This window comes from Parajatrophihabitans canadensis, assembly GCF_053764775.1.
The window spans coordinates 4,325,584-4,341,974 of record NZ_CM132445.1; the positions used below are offsets into that span (position 1 = coordinate 4,325,584).

A 16,391-nucleotide genomic window follows, 5' to 3' on the forward strand; every position below is an offset into this window, starting at 1 on the left:
TCCGCAGCCCCTACGGCGGGCTGTGGAGGGCCCCGGTTCTTCAGGCCATCCAACCCTCAAACAGGAGGTCATCGCAGGCATGGCAACACTTGGACTGATCGGCAGTGGAAACATCGGCAGCGCCCTCGCTCGGCTGGCGGTCGACGCCGGCTTGGACGTCGTGCTCAGCAACTCCCGGGGACCGGCGACGCTGTCCGGGCTCGCGGCCGAACTGGGGTCGCGGGCCCGTGCTGGCACTCCCGCGCAGGCAGCCGCCGCAGGTGACTGGGTCGTCGTGACGATCCCGCTCAGCGCTGTCGGGGCAATGCCCCGGGAACCCCTCGTCGGCAAAACAGTCATCGACACCGGCAACTACTGGGCCCCGCGTGACGGCGCCATCCCGGAACTCGACGCGAAGACGCTCACCGACAGCGAAATACTCCAGCGCCACCTGGCCCAGGCGCACGTCGTGAAAGCGTTCAACAACATCAACCACAAACACCTTGCGGCCCTGCCGCGGCCCGTGGACTCCGCCGACCGCACCACCCTGCCGATCGCCGGCAACGACCCGGGCGCCAACAAGCACGCCGCCGAGTTGCTCTCACTGCTTGGGTTCGACTTCCTGGACATGGGGCCGCTCACCGAAAGCTGGCGCTCACAGGTCGGCACTCCAGCCTTCTGCGCGCCATACGCGGTGACCAAGGACAACCACTACCTAGGCCAGCCAGCCGCCCCCGCCTCCGCCGACGAGGTCCGCACGGCACTGGCCTCGGCCCGACGCTGAGCCCCACCATGGTCTTCCACCTACACCACAACATCGCCCTCAAACAGGCGATGTCCGCCCCCGGCGGAGCACGATGAAAGCGGTCGTCTACCACCCCTACCGCGGCCCGGAGCCGGGAATCCTCGAACTCGCCGAGGTGGCACCGCCCAAGGTGCACGTCGACTCTGTCCTCGTCCGCGTGCACGCCGCGGCCGTCAACCCCGCCATCGGAGACAACGCCACCCGCTACGCCTCACACGAACTCGCCGCCACCCGCCACGGAAAAGGCCGCATCGTCCTACGTGTGATCCCCCAATCCCAGAAGCGAGTTCTGGCTCACCGATAACCGCGGACGCGTGACTGCGGCGCAGACGCAGGACGCCTCACACCACGACAGGATCTGCCCTTACGACAGTCAGCGCCCGTTATATGTCGTCAGCGAAATGAGAAGAGAACGAATCATGCGAGCAGTTGTGTATAGGTCTGTCGGGGGCCCTGAGGTCATCGAGGTTGCCCAGGTTGAATTACCGGAGCCGGGAATCTTCGAGATCCGGATCAAGGTCGACGCCGCGACCCTCAACCCGGCCGATGTGGCCGCGTGGAGCGGCCTGTTCCCGGCGCCCCCGCCAGGGACTCATTTCGGGCTCGGCTGGGACGTCGCCGGCACGGTCGACGCCGTCGGGCCGTATGCGGGGTGGGAACCCGGAACCCCCGTAGTCGCGATCGTGCAAGGCGCGACCGGCGTGGTGCGAGCCCAGGGCGAATACGCCATCGTCCCCAGCAACGCCGATGTTCCACCGCCGTCTTGCTCATGACGCTCTGTCCTGCCCGTCCCCACGGGCTCATCGAGGCGGAGGCGGCCGCTGCGCCGCCTCCGCCTCATCCACGCCGGCTCCCGCGCTGGCAGACAGAGCTACCCCTCGTCGCACTGTTCTACGCGGCCTATGACGCGACCCGCGCCTTGCGGCACGGCACCGTCAGCACGGCGAACCACCACGGCTCGTTGCTGCTGCACGCCGAACGGCAGCTGCACGTCGCGCCGGAGCATGGACTCAACCAACTCCTGTGGCACCTGCCCGGGCTGGCCGTGCCCTCGGCCTACTTCTACGCAACGCTGCATTTCATCGTCACACCCGGCGTGCTCGTCTGGCTCTACCGCCAACACCCCAACTCCTACCGGCCGGCGCGCCGGGTCCTGATGCTCGCCACCGCGGCCTGCCTCGTCGGCTTCTGGTTGTTCCCCACCGCACCGCCACGCCTGCTACCCGGCTCGGGAATCCGCAACACCCTGGCGGACGTCCACCAATGGGGATGGTGGTCCGGCCCGAGCAGCGCGCCCCGCGGTCTCGGCGGTCTGGCCAACGAGTATGCCGCCATACCCTCGCTGCACGTGGCCTGGGCACTGTGGGCCGGCTGGCTCATCATGCGTCACGCTCACCATCGCCTGATCCGCATCGCTGGCGCCAGCTACCCGCTGCTCACCGCGTTCGTCGTCATCGCCACCGGCAATCACTACCTCCTCGACGTCATAGCGGCAGCCGCGGTGCTCGCGCTCGCGACGCTCACCGTCACGGCCGCGAGCCGACCCAACCGCCCCCGTCAGCAGCATCGGGCCGCAGGACCCGCCGGGCATCGGATTCGTCGTCGCGTGTTCCTCGCGGCCCTCGCCGCCATCTTGGTGAGCGAATTGGTGGCCGTCGAGCCCTACGTCGACCGTACTGGCAGGTGGCTCCGGCATCCGAATCTCTGGTGGCTGGCCACAGCAATCGCAGTGGAACTGGCATCCATGGCGACCTTCGCGCAAATGCAGCACCGGATGCTTCGCGCTTCGGGCGGCCGGATCTCGGTGCGCAAGATCGCGGCGATGACCTACGCAGCCAATGCGGTAAGCATGTCGCTGCCCGCGGGCACGGCGATCTCCTCCGGTTACACCTTCCGTAGGCTTCGCGCGTGGGGGGTGAGCACGGCCTCGGCTAGCTTCACGCTCATATCGTCGGCAGTCCTCAGTACCTCATCGTTCGCGCTGATCGCCTTAGCCGCTGCGCTTACATTCGGTGCCGCCCACGGCAGCCCCGCTCTGTTGGTCGTCTCGGTACTCATCATGGCGGCTGTCCTCACTGCGCTGCACGCGGTGAGCCATCGACCCGAACCATCAGTTCGGATTGGGTCGTGGCTGATCTCGGCGGTGAATCGGTTGCGGCAGAGGCCGGCCACCACCGGGATCGAGGGCATCTACAAATTCGTCGGCGAGCTTGCCGCGATCAGACCGCGAACGCGGGACTGGGCGCTGGGACTTGGCCTGGCCATCGCCAACTGGTCGACCGACCTGCTCTGCCTCGTCGCCTGCGCGAAAGCCATCGGTCTCACTGGCGTTACGCCCGCTCTCATAGTGAGCAGTTACCTCGCCGGGATGAGCGTGTCTGGACTCTCACTTGTACCCGCCGGCCTGGGAATGGTCGACGCCGCGATGGTGCTCGTCCTAGACCGTGGCGGCGTACCCGTCGCGACCGCGGCGGCCGTCGTGCTCCTATACCGGCTCGTCAGCCTCGCCTTCATCGTCGCCATCGGCTGGGGCGTATGGCTGCTCACGTGGCGGCACGACCACCGCGAACCCTCCCAGGCAAACGGCACTCAGGGTGTCCGCATCACAAGGGGGAAACCAGCCCTTGCGACTTCTCTGCCCGCCTACCTCTCAACCCCAACTCCGTTTAGGCCCACAAGTCAAGGACCTCACCATGGCTACGAATACCCGTAACGGAACTAGCCCGACCACCCAGATCGGTTTCCTCGTTCCAGTCGTTGGCGTTCTCTGCGCGCTGCTCCCCGTACCTCCGTTGGACAGGTCACGCTCAGGCCTCCACCAAGGAGCGCGCAGGTCCTGAATGCCACCAGGCACACCGTCGGCGAGGTGGTCGGACTCGTACTACAGGCGGCCAAAGCCTCACCGCAGTGCAGGGTGGAATGCTAGCTATTGGGCGGACCGGCGGAAGTGCATTTGCACCCTCGTGACACTCTCGGGCTTCAATCTCTAGAATTTGGCATACAGCCTCGTAAGGCCGGCCCTAGATGGAGCCGCCTTAGGGAATCGAACCCTAGACCTTCTCATTACGAGTTCCAACGATTCCGTCACGGGTGATCCTGAGTGATCACGGTTGGCCTTACCTCGCAGCGGATTCGGCGCCCGCAACTAACGTCTCGTCACCCTTCATCACGAGCCCCACCGGCTCGTGTGTGACCACCGCGTGACCAGATCAAGCGGCCCCGGCCGGCGCGCAAACACCAGGCCGAGGCCTAGACCGAACCCCTACCTGAGATAGGAATCCGACCATGACCCGTAACTCTACGAATCGAGCCCTTGTAGCACTTCCGATCTGCCCGCCGTGGTGCGCTCAGATCCCGATCGACCACCAGCCGATGCACGACGCCGACGGCAGCGTGGCCATTCAACACAGCGCCACACTGTTTATGCTCGGCCGAATCAGCATCGTGATGGAGGCCGCCAACGTCGTGCTCGCGGACGGCACCGCCAATCTCTCGACGCCGGCGCTGGTGCTCTACTCGACCGGCGGCGACAAACTTACAGCGACCGACGCTCGTGCACTCGCCACGGAGCTCGCCGCGGCCGCCGATCAGCTCGATAAGGCCTGAGGCGTCGGCCGTGGTGATGCACCCGAAGTTCGGCACCAAGGGCTGTACCGCACTGCCCCGCGGTGAGAACGTCCGCCTGGACCAGACACTCGACATGTGGGCCGGTTGGATGAGAGCCGCGAATCTCAACAGCCGGGTAATCCAGGAACGCCAGATGCTGATCCGTCGTCTGGCGATGCGGCAGAATTGCGACCCGATCACGTGCAGCTGGGAGCCGCTGGCGGCGTTCATCTCCAATGAGCGGTACACGCCCAAGACCCGCCATTGCTGGTACTCCCACCTCAGGGTGTTCTATCGCTGGCTGCTGACGATGGACATCCGCACCGATGACCCCACCGCAAAACTGGGCCGCATCAAGACCCACAAGGCCGTGCCGCGGCCAATCACGACGGACGAGCTGCAGGCGATCCTTGACGCCGGCAGGTTCTACGCCCGCACGCGCACCATGATCTTGCTCGCGGCGTACCAGGGCCTCAGGGCGCACGAGATCGCCAAGATCCGAGGCGAGGACATCCGTGGTGACACCCTCTATGTGTTCGGCAAGGGCAGCAAACCCGCGCTGCTGCCGCTGCACCCGGTGATCGCGGCCGAGGCGGCCAAGTACCCCGAGCGCGGCTTCTGGTTTCCGTCGCCCAGCAATCCCGGCATGCCCATCACGCGCTCCAGCGCCGGCCGGGCAGTGTCACAAGCGATGCGAAAGGCCGGCGTCCAGGCCACCTGTCACCAGCTGCGCCATTGGTACGGCACCCAGGCGCTCCGCTCGGCGAAGGGCAATCTGCGCGTGGCCCAGGAGCTCTTGCGCCACTCGTCGCCAGCCACAACAGCGCTCTATACCCAGGTCGATGGAACGCAGCTCTCCGAGGCACTCAACGCGCTGCCCGGGGTCACCGCGCGTACAACAACCGGCTCGCCGCGCATGGCTGGCGATGAGCATTGGCGACGACGTGTGTCGGCCTAGAGTCCCGGCGCCCACTCGGCTCGAAAGTCTGGATGATCGTTGAACGCGTTCGCCACGGACCGCATGGCCGATTCCGTCTCGGGAGGCGTCACTCCGGCACGGTAAGCAACGACAATACCCAGGGTCTTTTCACGGTCGACGGCCCTGACATCGCGATCAAAAGCCCGCGCCTCGAGGAAGTCCGCCAATGCATCAAGTTGTGCCACGTTGCGCACCCTAGACCCGCTTCATCGAACGCCGCGCGAGGCGTAGACGTGATGGCCGACATCATTCTGGAGACTCCACAACGAAGTAATGTCGTAGTAGGGTCGACCCTCTGGACCCACTGGGAACAGAGGTTGAGCGGCGGGGCAGCCCAACACGCAGCACAAGAAAAACCGGGAGAGCACCAAAATCGATGCCCTCCCGGCCTATCTTCATACGATGCAGTTGGTGTTACTGAGCCGCGGCAACGGCTTGGAACAGTGTGCGAAACGCGACAGGGCCGCCCTTCCGCCCAACTACGGGCGGAAATGTTGACCCAGCGTCAAACCAGTTGAGCTGACCAAGTTGATCAACCCATTGACCCGACCTCGGCACACGTTGTCCGGTTTTCCAACTACCGTTTGGCCCTTTGGGCCGATGCGAATTGCTCATTGTGGTGCTCCTAGAGTTAGGAATTCGAATGAATGTCGTAGTTGAACTCGACGCTCATCGGGGGTCCCCGACTCCGGATTACGCGACCTGCGAATGTGGGTCCGCGTGGTTCCGCCTCGAGCGGCGACCCACGGACCCGGACAGCTATCCGGCGATCTGCATGGATCGTGATGGCCGGATCACCGGCTACGGCGGAACTCCGCACTGCATAGAGTGCGGCAAGGAATTGAACGTGCCGGCTTAGTACGCCATTGGGTGGGGGCACGTTGCAGGCTCTCGATGACTCACGAAGAAACTCCTTCGTTCGTAGGTATGTTGGCAAAACTCAAACTGTGGCTACTAAAAGATACGAGGCGCGGCCCACAACATGTGCTCGCCACGCCGCAAAACGAACAGGCGGCCCCCACGGGAGGCCGCCTGTTTCTGTTCATTTCCGATCAGATCGCCACAATCTGATGTCTGCCACCTACGGTCACCGACGTCCACAAGTGTGCATGACGCCTGTTGACATCGTGTGGACAGACACACCCTTGTGAACCAACAGATTCGCCGAATTCAAGGACCGATTGCAAGGCGATCGAGTCTTACAGTAGGGCAGCGACCGCGCACCGTACCTCTCTAGCATCTGTTAATCCGGTGTTAAATCTGCCATGCTCTCGCCATGAATCAACCCACCCCGCCCTGGCAGCCGCCGGCGGTCATACCGCCCGGGGCGCCAAAGCAGCCAGCCAACAAAGTGCAGCTGTCAAAGAAGTTCCTATGGATCGGCGGCGCTGTGGTGCTCGTTGTCGGCCTGGGAGTCGGTGCCGCGTCCGCCGGCAGCAACAAGGCCAAGGCGGCCGCGCCATTGCCGGCCGTCACCCAGGTCAGCACCACGGTGTCATTCCAGATGGTCACCGCCACGCCCACGATCACCAAGGTGATCGCCACGCACACGGTGCAGGTCCGGATCACCTACACGCCGCCACCGCTGAACAAAACCAGCGACGGGCAGTACGTGGTGGGGACTGAGATCGTGCCCGGGCTGTGGCACACGGACGGCTCAGAGGGCTGTTACTGGGAGCGGGACAACAGCCTCAGCGGCGGTATCGGCGCGATCGTGGCCAATGACAACATCGACGGCCCGACAACGATCCAGATTGACCCCTCCGATAAGGCCGTCAAGTTCTCAGGCGGTTGCGACTGGGCGCGAATCGGGTAGGCGCTACCGCCGGCCAGTCTTAAAGGCGTTGATCTGATTGGCACGCTCGAGGTCGTTGCGGTCAACGTACGCCCGGGCCGGGCGCTCGACTAACGCGGCCATGGTCTCGACGGCGGACCGCATCTGATCGCCGAGGCTCTGCAGTAGCGGAGCTAGATCGGCGCCGCCAGCGGCCGCTGGCTGAGAAGTGGTCCGGTTGTTGATCAGATCCGGCACCTTGGGCACGATCGTGCCGTTGACGTTCGGCACGAACAGCTCGGCACGTTTCTCGCCAACGACGTATGGCTGGCCCTTGATGACCGGGCCACCTTCAGCCCTGGCACCGATCAACGCCGCCAGGCGGCTGTCGTTGTTCGCCGCGGTCAGGTTGCCGATCGAGATGTTCACGACGCGGTCACGCGTGACCGAATCCAGCTGAGAGTTGAGGGCAGATACCGCGTCGAAAGCGGCCTTGCTCGCAACGGTCACGTTCGTATTGACCTTGACTGGTATGCCTCTCAGCGCCGCGGCAACGTTATCCGCGGCGTGCTTCGATGCGCCCAGCTGGCCGTTGAGTGCACCTGTCGAGCCCGCCAACTTGTCGGCCGCATTCTTGGCGTCAAGCTGGGCCTGCGTCGCTTGTTTCGTGGCAACGCCGCCCGCTCTGGTTGAGCTTCCGAACACAGCCGAGGTCGTCGTTGCATTGGCGTATGCACCGCGCGCCTTGTCCACCGCGGCTGCAACTTGCCTTTGCGCATCAGCGTTACCCAGCGCCGCTTGCAGCACGACGTTCTGGGCAACGCCCAGTTTCAAGCCGGCGTCATACGCGCCATTCGATTGCAGGGTCTGGTTGAGCTGCGCGGTCGTCAGCTTGCCAACCGCGTCGCCATCGGCCGTGATCGCATCAGTGAGCGCCTGGACCGGCTGGACCTGGTTTTTCGCCGCTCCACCGAACAGACCGAATCCTTTCGTGGCTACGGCCAAACCCAAGCCAACGGCGCCGACAGCGATGCCGACCGGGCCGAGGGCGATGCTCGAGGCCAGCCCTGCGCCACGCGCCGCCGTGGTTTCGACAGCGGCCGCGGTTGTTGCAGCCTCGCCGGCGACGGCCGTCTGGACCGCCGTCGCGGCCGCCTGCGTTCCTAGGGCCTTTTGCAGGCCGGTGGCAATTACGGTGGTGGCATTCGAGATGCGCTGGGCGCCCTCGGCGAGCTTGACCGCGCCGTACAGCGTGACGATCGCAACGCCAGCTGCCTTGGCGGCGGTGCCGTGATCCGTAACGAATTTGATTGCGCTCGAGGTTGCGGGGATCACGTCGTCGGTGAGCACTTGGGCGCCCTTGGTCAGCACCGGGATCAGCTGTTGGCCCACTTGGTCCTGCAGTCCGTGATAGGCCACCTCGAGCCGTTGTGAGGGCGTCTCGGCAGCGGCTGCCGCACCGCCAAATTCCTTGCTGAGCTCGCCCAAGATTACCTTTTGCGCGCCGAGCACGTTGCCGGTGTCGACCAGTGTCTTGATCTGGTCTTTTTGCGACGCCGTGAACGAAACACCAACTTTTTGCAGGGCCGTAACGCCCGTGATCGGATCGTTGAGGGCCTTGCCGAGCTGGATCGCCGAGCCTTTTGCGTCAGTCCCGAGCGCCACCGACATATCGGTGACGATCCCGGTGGCCTGGGTGAAGATGTCGTTGCCCTTGCCCACCTCGTTGCGCACGTTGGTGAAGGTCAACAGAAGATTCTCGGCACCCAGGACCAGGTCGCCGTCCACGCCGGTGTTTTTCTCGACCTGGTCGGACAGATCGCTGAGTTGCTGCGTCGTGAGCTTGGCGGCACCGCCGGTCGTTTTCACGACCTGCGCAGTGAGCGCCAGCACCTTGAGGTGGTCCTGGTAGCCCTCCACGGAATCCTTGGCGAAGTTGAATATGCCGGCGGCCGCTACCGCGCCTGCAGCGCCGGCCACGGCCGTTTTTACCGCGGCACCCATGCCAGCGCTGCCGACCTTGACGCCCTTGGTCAGGTCGGTGCCGATCTTCCTGCCCGTGGGCGTCGCGTCGATCTTTTTGAACTCGCCGTCGACTGCCGACTTTGTGCTCGAGACGTCCGGCCGAATCTCGATGAACGCTGCTGCAAGCGGTGTGCCGGGCATCAGACACCTGCCGATGGGGCGATCGGGCGTATCCCCGTCGCGGCAGCAACATCCTCGTTAAGATCGACTGGCCCGCCGAAGGCACGAACGATTCCCCTAGCTTGCGTGTATCGCACCCGTGCGTTTTTAACAGCGGCGACCACGGCGTTCTGCGCAGCGGCGTTACCCAGCGCCGCCTGCAACACGACACTCTCGGCGAGACCTAGTTCCAAGCCGTTGGCGTAGGTGCCGTCTGCGCGCAATTTGTGATCGATCACCGCGCGCAAAGTGGCTGCCGAGCCGGGAGCGCTGGCCGGATCACTGACGCGGGAAGGAGTAAGCGCCTCCTCGACCATGGATCGCCAGTCTGGCTGTCGTGGACCAGGCGGCGTGACGTTGACGCTCATCGGTTCGGCCTTTCAGCCCTGGACCGTCGTCGAGATGCGTAATGCAACGACGGCGCCCGCGGGCACGATGTGGCGGTAGCTTGTCTGGGTCTTGATCTGGCCGCCGCGTGCCGCACGTTCGTCGGACTGCCCGGCGAATTCGAGCGGCTCGCCAGCTGCGAGCGCTTTGCGGATGCGGATCTCCATCTCATCGGTCGTCTCGCCCTCGAGGGGCAGCAGCGTGAACTGGGTATCTGTGCCAGAGAGCTGTACGAGCAGCTGCTTACTCGTCGGCGCCATTCTCAGAACCTCAGACCAGGCGCGGTGGCCCCGGCACTGGCGCGGGCGATCGCCGCCGAGCGCGCATCTTCCTCTGCCGCTGGGTAAAGCGCCCGGTAGGCGTCATCCTCGGCCGATGCGCGGGTGGATGAGCCTGCCGAGGCCTTTAGCTCGCCGGTGTAGGTATCGCGCGCGGCCAGTTGGCCAGAGGCCCATTGACGTACCCGGGAAAAGTATTCCTGGTTGTCTGGATCAGCGCCGTAGCGCGTGGCGGCTTCTGCGTCGCCGTAGGGGCCTGCGCAGGCCTCGAATATCTCCATCGCGCGCGCCCGGTTGGTCTCACGAGCGGCCGGGTGGCGCGCTTGCCAAGGCAGCTGCAGCAGCATCCTGGGGTCAATGTCCGTCCCGCAGAACGGCGGTGTGTCGCCACTTTCGAATAGCGTCGGCATAGTTGCTTCTGTCTTTGCCAGGGCGTAGTTCGACGGGCTCGAGATCCGCAGATCGTCCACCAACGGGTTGGCAGCACGGGGGTTGAGCTGGATGCGTTTGCCTGTGAAGCGCGAAACCACCTCGACCGTCTGGCCGGACGCCGCGGCCACGCCCTCAGCGCGTGTATGCGTTTTGCTCTGGGCGACGATAGCGCGCGTTGGCGCTGCCGCAGCCTCGACGTCCCTCAGGCTCACGCGTCCGCCGGGACCGGTTGCCTGAACGGTCGCAAGGTCAACGCCGTAGGTCATCGCCACCTTGAGCACGGCCGGCGTATAAGTCCGGGTATCTGTCATGGTGTTCCTGCTTTCTTGTGCAATCGAATGTGGTGTTGGCGCAGCCATAGAGGCTGCGATCCTGCGTTCGGCCGGCAGGCGCGCGGCCATTTTGCTTGCGGCGATCAGAGCCGGCAGGTCCGCCAGGCCGGTCACACCCGGGGCCGTAACGCCAAGCAGGGCTACGGCGTCGAGCACCATCGCGTAGGTGTTCCCGCTGGCGGTCGTGGCCTCCAGCGAACATTCGACCGACCTAGAGGGCCACCGGTCGCGGACCGAATCAGCCAGCCACGTCGGCATCCCGAGTATGTCGCCGATCAGCGTCTGTCCGTCTTCGGTGGTGCGGAGGTTGCGGACCGAACCCAACGCCGGCTCACCATCGAAACGGGGATCGGTGTGGCCGATTTTCACGACTGGAGCGCGTACGTCAGGCTCGTGCTGTGCGGCGACGGCCGCGGCGAAGTCCGACGCCGTTGGTGACCAGATGCCGGTGGACGTGTCCCAGGTGCCGACCTTGGCCAGCTCGACGCCGAGCAGGGTGGCCATCAGCCTGCCTCCTGTTTTCTTGCGCGCCCGTGGACCTCGGCACGGTCTATCCGCCAGCGACCATCGATCAACCGGGCCGATTCCAATACGCCGCGCTTGCACAGATCCCGCACGTTTCGCTCCGTACATCCGAGCATCTTGCGGGCCTCCTCGGTCGATATCGCGTTGTCTGAAAGGGACTCTTGCAGATCGAGCACGTGCGGAACTTCCGCACTTCCGTGGGCGGAAGTAGCAGATGCCATTTGCGCGCAACGGGAAGCGAGATCGGCGACACTCTGCACCTGGGCCCTAACCGGCAGTCCGTTGCGTCGTTGACTCGCTACCGCCGCCCGCATGGCCTGGTCCGCGATCATCGCGCCGGGGCCCCACAACACCATTACGCCGCCGGGCAGCTCCACCGCACCGTCGCCGAGCATCACCACGGCGGAACCTGCGCAGGTGCGTGCGAATCGCCGCTCATCGGCAGCAATTCGCCCGGCTGTACCGCGGAGAACGCCGGCGCGATCGAGCGGTGCCGTGTGCCCTTTGTCGCCAGCTCAGCCGGCGTGACCAGCTCATGGCAGTAATCGCAATAGACCCGGCCCTCGGCGGTGATCAGGACCGTCTTGCCCCACAACCGCGCCGGCCGCACCTTGACCATGCCGGTATCGCGGGGGTCGCCGCCTTCGCCTCTCACCCGCACCGACCGCCACTCTGGGTTGACGCCCTCGGGCGGCGGCCAGGTCACAGGGTCCGGTACCTCCACTTCAGCCGCCGGCCCGGTCTCGGGCTCGTCCTCGGCGTGATCCTCCAGGCGCTTGAGCGAATTTCGCACCGTGTCGCCCGATACGCCGAGCACGGCGCCGATCGCACGGAACGACTCGCCACCCTCGCGCATCTCCAGCACGGTGTCGATCTGATCTGGCCTCAAGAGTCTCGGCCGGCCGGTTGCCTTCTGCGCAGTCGTTCGCAGCGTCGCCGTTTTAGTGGCCGGGTCGTACTCGAACGACTCGATCACCCTGCGAATCTGCGCGGTGCTCGCCTGCGTGATCGCTGCTATCTCAGCGGGCGCGTGATCCAGGTGACGCATGAACAGGATCGAGTAGATCTGATCCTGGTGCAGCCCCTCGAACGTCTTTATCGTCATGGGCGTTCTCCTCTGTCGAGGGCGGCGAGATCCGCCCGTGTGTCTTGATGGGCGCGGATGCGATCGATCAACCAGCTGGTTTCAAGACCCTGGAGCTGGATCCCGTGCAGCATCATTTCGATGAGCAAGGCCGCCAGCCGAGATAGCGCGTCGACCAGAGCGATCAGCTCGGGGTCGCCTCGCAGGCGGGCCTCGGCAAGGTCCAGGACGAACCGCGACACATCGATGGGCCCAAGCGAGGGCAGCAATCCGTCGTCACTAGCTGCCATTGGCCACCGCCTCGCGCCGGGCGCGGTAGTACTCCGTGACTTCCCGCCGCTTGGTCACGGCGCGATCCTGGCCACCCCAGACGCCGATCCGTTCGTTGTTCTCATCCGCGGCGGCGGCGCAATCAGTCATGATCGGGCAGCCTGCGCACCTCGCGGCTGCGCTGGCCAACTGTTCGGGATGGCCCTCGAACCAAGCCTCAGGGTCCGCCTGGCACGGCGTGGTCCCGCCGGTATCGGCCAGCTCGAGCAGCGCCCCCTGGAGGCGCTCAGCGGCCCTCACGTCGCGGCCTTCTCATTCGATATGAGGCGTGCCGGACCGACCGTCCGCAATTGCTGGGCGACATCCGCCCTGGTCACACGGTGGTCACGTGCGGGAGGTCCGAGCGTCTGTCGATAGGTTGCCCGCCGGCGCGGCTGTCGATAGGTGGCGGAGTCACGCGGTTTATCGCCAAGGCGGGCAACGTGGAGTGATTTGAACCCAGCCAACCGAGTGCCGATAGGTCCCAGGCCGGAAGGGGTGCCGACGGGTCGGCCGGCTAGCAACCGGGCCCGTTTCGCGCCAGGTGACGCGCAGGGTCGGACGTCCACGGGGGCATCCATGGGTCGGACGTAGATCGGGGTCTCCATGGGTCCGCGGGCTAGCAACCCGGCTCGTTGTTCGCCGGCTCCTGACGTGCTCGTGTTCCGGATGTTCCGGGTCCCCCGGTTACCCCTCATGAGAGGCCTTCTATAGCGTTAAGGGTGGAACCCGGAACAGCTGGAACAAGCTCGAGATTCTGGGGCCTGCGAGAGGCGAGCGGCGGCTCTTCGACCTCTGCAAAACGCAGGCCCAGCCACGCGGCATACACCGCGGGAGCGGGAAGCGCCGTCATGCTCCAGGTGGCCGTCGGCCTGGACAGTCCAGGCCGGTGACGGATCTTCTGTTTCTCGACATTCCCGCTGAGAGCGTCGTGCCCCGTGAACCGCGAAACCAGCATCTTGTCGCCCCATTCGCGATGGCCGTGCGAACGCAACCATTCGTTGAAATCGGCCAACAGCTCCGTGGCCATGACATGCCCTGCTGGGTCCAGGACCATGCGCTCGTCGATATAGGCGAGAACCAGGTCCGCCTCGCGCCGCCATAGGTCGGTGTCGGTCTTGATCCGGACAGGCTCTGGCGGCATGACTCGGTCAAACGCGTACCAGGCCACCGCGCCGTCAACGAGCCACTTCAACACGGCGGCGCTTGCGGCGTCATCACGGCACACGCGATCTCGCAGGCCTGGATCACCTCGGCGGTCAGTCGAATGCTCGAGCTTCTCCTGCTCCTTGCGAAAGCGATATGGATAGCGCAGCAGCATGAGGCGGCGCCAGGTTCCGTGATCGGTTTCCTGCACCAAGGGCGTGTAGTTCGTCGATACGACCAGAGTGTGGCTGGCGTCGAACGTCACGCTGTCCCGACGAATCAGCCGGGCTGTGATCTTGGGCGTTCCAATGAGCTTTTTCAGTCGAGCCACGGACAGTTGCCTCGTCTCGGGTGTCTCTTCGACACCGGCGAGCCGCGCGCCGCGCAATTCCATCATCTCGGTTGGGTGATCGTTCGGATTACCCAGAATCACTCGGTCGGACACATGCGTGTAGTACTCACCCAAGGCCGCCGCAATGGCGCCCATGACCGTGGTCTTGCCGTTTTCGCCAGAGCCCTGCTGCACCAGCAGCTTGTCGTCGGGCGTCATGTGCCCAGTGATGGCTTGGCCGTAGCGCAGCTGTACGTAGGCGCGGCAATCCTGCGGAATTGCCTCCAGCGCGGCGAGCCAGTCCGGATGCACCTTGCGGGGCACATAGTCGGCGCGGGTGATCTTTGTCAGCAGTAGCTCAGGATCGTGCTTTGACAGCGTGCCCGTGCGGAGGTCCACGACGCCAGTCGGGGTGTTGAGCAGATCGGGGTACCGATCGAAGGCGGACGCCGGCGTGATGATGCCGGCAACACCCTTGGCAAGTCCGACGATCGCGCGCAGGCTGCCCGCTGCCTGTGCCGTTTTGAGCCACCGGCCCACAGCCGCGCTATCTGGCGCCCGGCCCGTGCGGTGATCGCCGACAGCCTTACTGACGTTTCGCAGCGCCCAGATCCTCGCGACCTCGACCACCGCCTCCTCGGGGCATTCTGCCCAGCGCCGGCCGTCCCAGGCGAGCCAAGCGAGCCCCTTTGCCCACCGGTACCGGCCTCGGAATTCATCATTCGCTAGCACTGCGGCGAGATTGAGTTGGGTAAAGAATTCGGGATGTGTGTCGGCGGTCATCGGGGACCGCCAAGCGCCAGGGGGCCAAACGCGCCCAGCTGCGTGTCGGCGCCCGGATAGACCGCGGGCAGTGGCGGACCGTCGATGTCATGGTGAATGAAGGCCAGCACGGCCGACTCAGACCACACGCCGGGATAAGGGCCATCCACGGCAAGCGGCAGGGCGTTGGCCGCGACGGCCTCGCGGATGTCGGCCACCAGGCGCGCTGGCTCACGGGTGTAGTTGTAGGGCTCGGCGCTGAGAACGGGGGCGCCGTCGAGGGTGCTCCAGACGCGCAAATGATCGCGCCAACTCTCCACGTGGGCAAGGCGGTCGCTCAGATAGCTGGCCGTTTGCCCGCAAAACTCCCGCAACTGCAGCGGAATCCGACCTTGTGCGGGGACAAGGCGATAGGTCGTGAGCATCGCCAGCTCATGGCGTGAGGCCCTCGAGTCCGCAAGCAGCACAGCGCTGGGAATGCTGGGCACGTAGGGGTAATTCTCATCAAGGTTTCGGTGAACATGCACGAGCCCGGCTCGATCACCATAATGGTCCTGCAGCGCAACGGGCAGCGCCTCATCGGTTCGCACAACGGTCGATTCGAGACCGAGTTTGTCGAGCGATAGCAGTACCTGCTCGCGAACCGACCGCCACATAGCGAGCGCGTCAGTTGTGTCGCGGCGCGCACGGTGGCCCGGCAACAGGGTGAAAGCGGCCTCGACCCACGATGCCCACGGAACCCAGTCGCCATCGACGGCTTGACGGACTATCTGGCACGTCCAGTCGTTGGCGAATAAGTCAATCGGCTTTGGGCGTCTCGGCGGTTTGGTGCCGCAGGTGAGAAGTTCGCTTACCATCAAGGGCATCCTTCCGACTTGGTGGCCGGCGAGGTCGTGGTGGCGATGGGCGCGACTGTGGTGGTCGCGCTCTCGCTGTGTCTGGGGCTAATGCCCAACGCCTCGCGCAATGATTCCGTTGGGATCTTGATCAGCCGGCCCACGCGTAGTGGTGCCACGGGAAACGTCCCGTCCCGGATCAGCTCATAGGCCTTGTTGACGCCCATGCCGAACGCATCCGCGGCGACCGGCACACTGACAACGGTGGGTAGCTGCAGCAGCTCGTCGCGAGTCATGACGTGGTCACCTTCTGCAGACCTGCCAACAATTGGCCGTAGCGAGCCTTGAGCTCGCCGCGAGGGCTACGCTGCCCGGTTTCCCAGCGCGCCACCGTCATCTCGTGTACGCCCAGCTCCTCGGCGAGCCGCTTGCGACTGACGCCTGCTGTCTGCCTAATAGCTCTTGCCATCGACGGCCCTGGAAAAGTCCGAGCGGCCCGAACTTCGGCCAATAGAGCGCCCATGTGCACCTCCTCGATCGTTTGTGTTTTGAGCATGCATGACAGGTATTACTCGTGTCGATGGATCGAGTGCGCGAGTTATGAGCGCGGTTGTGCGCATGGCCTTGCATTTGGCTCATGGG

Annotated in this window: 21 protein-coding genes; 8 read left to right on the forward strand and 13 right to left on the reverse strand. The window is 64.9% G+C overall.

What is annotated here, in order from left to right; all coding sequences use genetic code 11:
- Window positions 1-79: 79 nt before the first annotated feature.
- From ACSMXN_RS20785 to ACSMXN_RS20810, 6 genes are all read left to right on the forward strand, one after another.
- Complete coding sequence (locus ACSMXN_RS20785; RefSeq protein ID WP_022914558.1) at window positions 80-763, forward strand: NAD(P)-binding domain-containing protein; 684 nt, start codon at window positions 80-82, stop codon at window positions 761-763.
- 73 nt (window positions 764-836) lie between these two features.
- Window positions 837-1,088, forward strand: coding sequence for a hypothetical protein (locus tag ACSMXN_RS20790; protein WP_022914557.1), 252 nt, complete (start codon window positions 837-839; stop codon window positions 1,086-1,088).
- Window positions 1,089-1,203: 115 nt separating this feature from the next.
- Window positions 1,204-1,557, forward strand: a complete 354-nt coding sequence (locus ACSMXN_RS20795) for an alcohol dehydrogenase catalytic domain-containing protein (protein WP_027139995.1) — start codon at window positions 1,204-1,206, stop codon at window positions 1,555-1,557.
- Window positions 1,554-3,497, forward strand: coding sequence for a flippase-like domain-containing protein (locus ACSMXN_RS20800; protein ID WP_051149079.1), 1,944 nt, complete (start codon window positions 1,554-1,556; stop codon window positions 3,495-3,497). Before ACSMXN_RS20795 ends, ACSMXN_RS20800 begins: the two co-directional genes overlap by 4 nt.
- Before the next feature lie 572 nt (window positions 3,498-4,069).
- Window positions 4,070-4,390 (forward strand): hypothetical protein, encoded by a 321-nt coding sequence (locus tag ACSMXN_RS20805; protein WP_155958561.1) that lies wholly within the window; start codon window positions 4,070-4,072, stop codon window positions 4,388-4,390.
- 16 nt (window positions 4,391-4,406) lie between these two features.
- On the forward strand, window positions 4,407-5,348 hold the full coding sequence (locus tag ACSMXN_RS20810; RefSeq protein WP_455407785.1) for a tyrosine-type recombinase/integrase: 942 nt from the start codon (window positions 4,407-4,409) through the stop codon (window positions 5,346-5,348).
- On the opposite strand, the gene ACSMXN_RS20815 is transcribed toward ACSMXN_RS20810, so the two are convergent.
- Complete coding sequence (locus ACSMXN_RS20815; RefSeq protein WP_155958562.1) at window positions 5,345-5,554, reverse strand: hypothetical protein; 210 nt, start codon at window positions 5,552-5,554, stop codon at window positions 5,345-5,347. The two genes, ACSMXN_RS20810 and ACSMXN_RS20815, sit on opposite strands and share 4 nt — an antisense overlap.
- Window positions 5,555-6,263: 709 nt before the next feature.
- Between ACSMXN_RS20815 and ACSMXN_RS20820 the strand changes: the two genes are divergently transcribed.
- The gene (locus ACSMXN_RS20820) at window positions 6,264-6,440 is read left to right on the forward strand and encodes a hypothetical protein (protein WP_196811452.1); all 177 of its coding nucleotides are present in this window, start codon (window positions 6,264-6,266) and stop codon (window positions 6,438-6,440) included.
- A 205-nt stretch (window positions 6,441-6,645) separates the two neighbouring features.
- Window positions 6,646-7,185: a hypothetical protein gene (locus ACSMXN_RS20825; RefSeq protein ID WP_022915547.1), complete on the forward strand. Its 540-nt coding sequence runs from the start codon at window positions 6,646-6,648 to the stop codon at window positions 7,183-7,185.
- Window positions 7,186-7,188: 3 nt separating this feature from the next.
- Here the strand turns inward: ACSMXN_RS20825 and ACSMXN_RS20830 are convergent, their stop codons facing one another.
- The 12 genes from ACSMXN_RS20830 to ACSMXN_RS20885 all read right to left on the reverse strand — a co-directional run bounded on the left by ACSMXN_RS20830 (window position 7,189) and on the right by ACSMXN_RS20885 (window position 16,272).
- Window positions 7,189-9,309 carry a hypothetical protein gene (locus ACSMXN_RS20830; RefSeq protein ID WP_022915548.1) on the reverse strand — a complete coding sequence of 707 codons (2,121 nt, stop codon included), beginning with the start codon at window positions 9,307-9,309 and terminating at the stop codon, window positions 7,189-7,191.
- Window positions 9,309-9,695, reverse strand: a complete 387-nt coding sequence (locus ACSMXN_RS20835) for a hypothetical protein (protein WP_022915549.1) — start codon at window positions 9,693-9,695, stop codon at window positions 9,309-9,311. Before ACSMXN_RS20835 ends, ACSMXN_RS20830 begins: the two co-directional genes overlap by 1 nt.
- Before the next feature lie 12 nt (window positions 9,696-9,707).
- On the reverse strand, window positions 9,708-9,974 hold the full coding sequence (locus ACSMXN_RS20840; RefSeq protein ID WP_022915550.1) for a hypothetical protein: 267 nt from the start codon (window positions 9,972-9,974) through the stop codon (window positions 9,708-9,710).
- A gap of 2 nt (window positions 9,975-9,976) precedes the next feature.
- On the reverse strand, window positions 9,977-11,260 hold the full coding sequence (locus ACSMXN_RS20845; protein ID WP_022915551.1) for an E3 binding domain-containing protein: 1,284 nt from the start codon (window positions 11,258-11,260) through the stop codon (window positions 9,977-9,979).
- Window positions 11,260-11,676 (reverse strand): helix-turn-helix domain-containing protein, encoded by a 417-nt coding sequence (locus ACSMXN_RS20850; RefSeq protein ID WP_455407786.1) that lies wholly within the window; start codon window positions 11,674-11,676, stop codon window positions 11,260-11,262. Before ACSMXN_RS20850 ends, ACSMXN_RS20845 begins: the two co-directional genes overlap by 1 nt.
- A complete protein-coding gene (locus tag ACSMXN_RS20855) occupies window positions 11,676-12,386 on the reverse strand; it encodes a hypothetical protein (protein ID WP_022915553.1) in 711 nt (236 codons plus the stop codon). The genes ACSMXN_RS20850 and ACSMXN_RS20855 overlap by 1 nt, the downstream gene beginning before the upstream one ends.
- Entirely contained in the window at window positions 12,383-12,655 is a 273-nt protein-coding gene (locus tag ACSMXN_RS20860; protein ID WP_022915554.1) for a hypothetical protein, read from the reverse strand. Before ACSMXN_RS20860 ends, ACSMXN_RS20855 begins: the two co-directional genes overlap by 4 nt.
- Complete coding sequence (locus ACSMXN_RS20865; protein ID WP_022915555.1) at window positions 12,645-12,935, reverse strand: WhiB family transcriptional regulator; 291 nt, start codon at window positions 12,933-12,935, stop codon at window positions 12,645-12,647. Before ACSMXN_RS20865 ends, ACSMXN_RS20860 begins: the two co-directional genes overlap by 11 nt.
- 433 nt (window positions 12,936-13,368) lie before the next feature.
- The gene (locus ACSMXN_RS20870) at window positions 13,369-14,934 is read right to left on the reverse strand and encodes a phage/plasmid primase, P4 family (protein WP_022915556.1); all 1,566 of its coding nucleotides are present in this window, start codon (window positions 14,932-14,934) and stop codon (window positions 13,369-13,371) included.
- Entirely contained in the window at window positions 14,931-15,770 is an 840-nt protein-coding gene (locus ACSMXN_RS20875; protein ID WP_155958563.1) for a hypothetical protein, read from the reverse strand. Before ACSMXN_RS20875 ends, ACSMXN_RS20870 begins: the two co-directional genes overlap by 4 nt.
- Window positions 15,770-16,045, reverse strand: a complete 276-nt coding sequence (locus ACSMXN_RS20880; protein WP_022915558.1) for a helix-turn-helix domain-containing protein — start codon at window positions 16,043-16,045, stop codon at window positions 15,770-15,772. The genes ACSMXN_RS20875 and ACSMXN_RS20880 overlap by 1 nt, the downstream gene beginning before the upstream one ends.
- Window positions 16,042-16,272, reverse strand: coding sequence for a helix-turn-helix domain-containing protein (locus tag ACSMXN_RS20885; RefSeq protein WP_196811453.1), 231 nt, complete (start codon window positions 16,270-16,272; stop codon window positions 16,042-16,044). Before ACSMXN_RS20885 ends, ACSMXN_RS20880 begins: the two co-directional genes overlap by 4 nt.
- Window positions 16,273-16,391 lie beyond the last annotated feature (119 nt).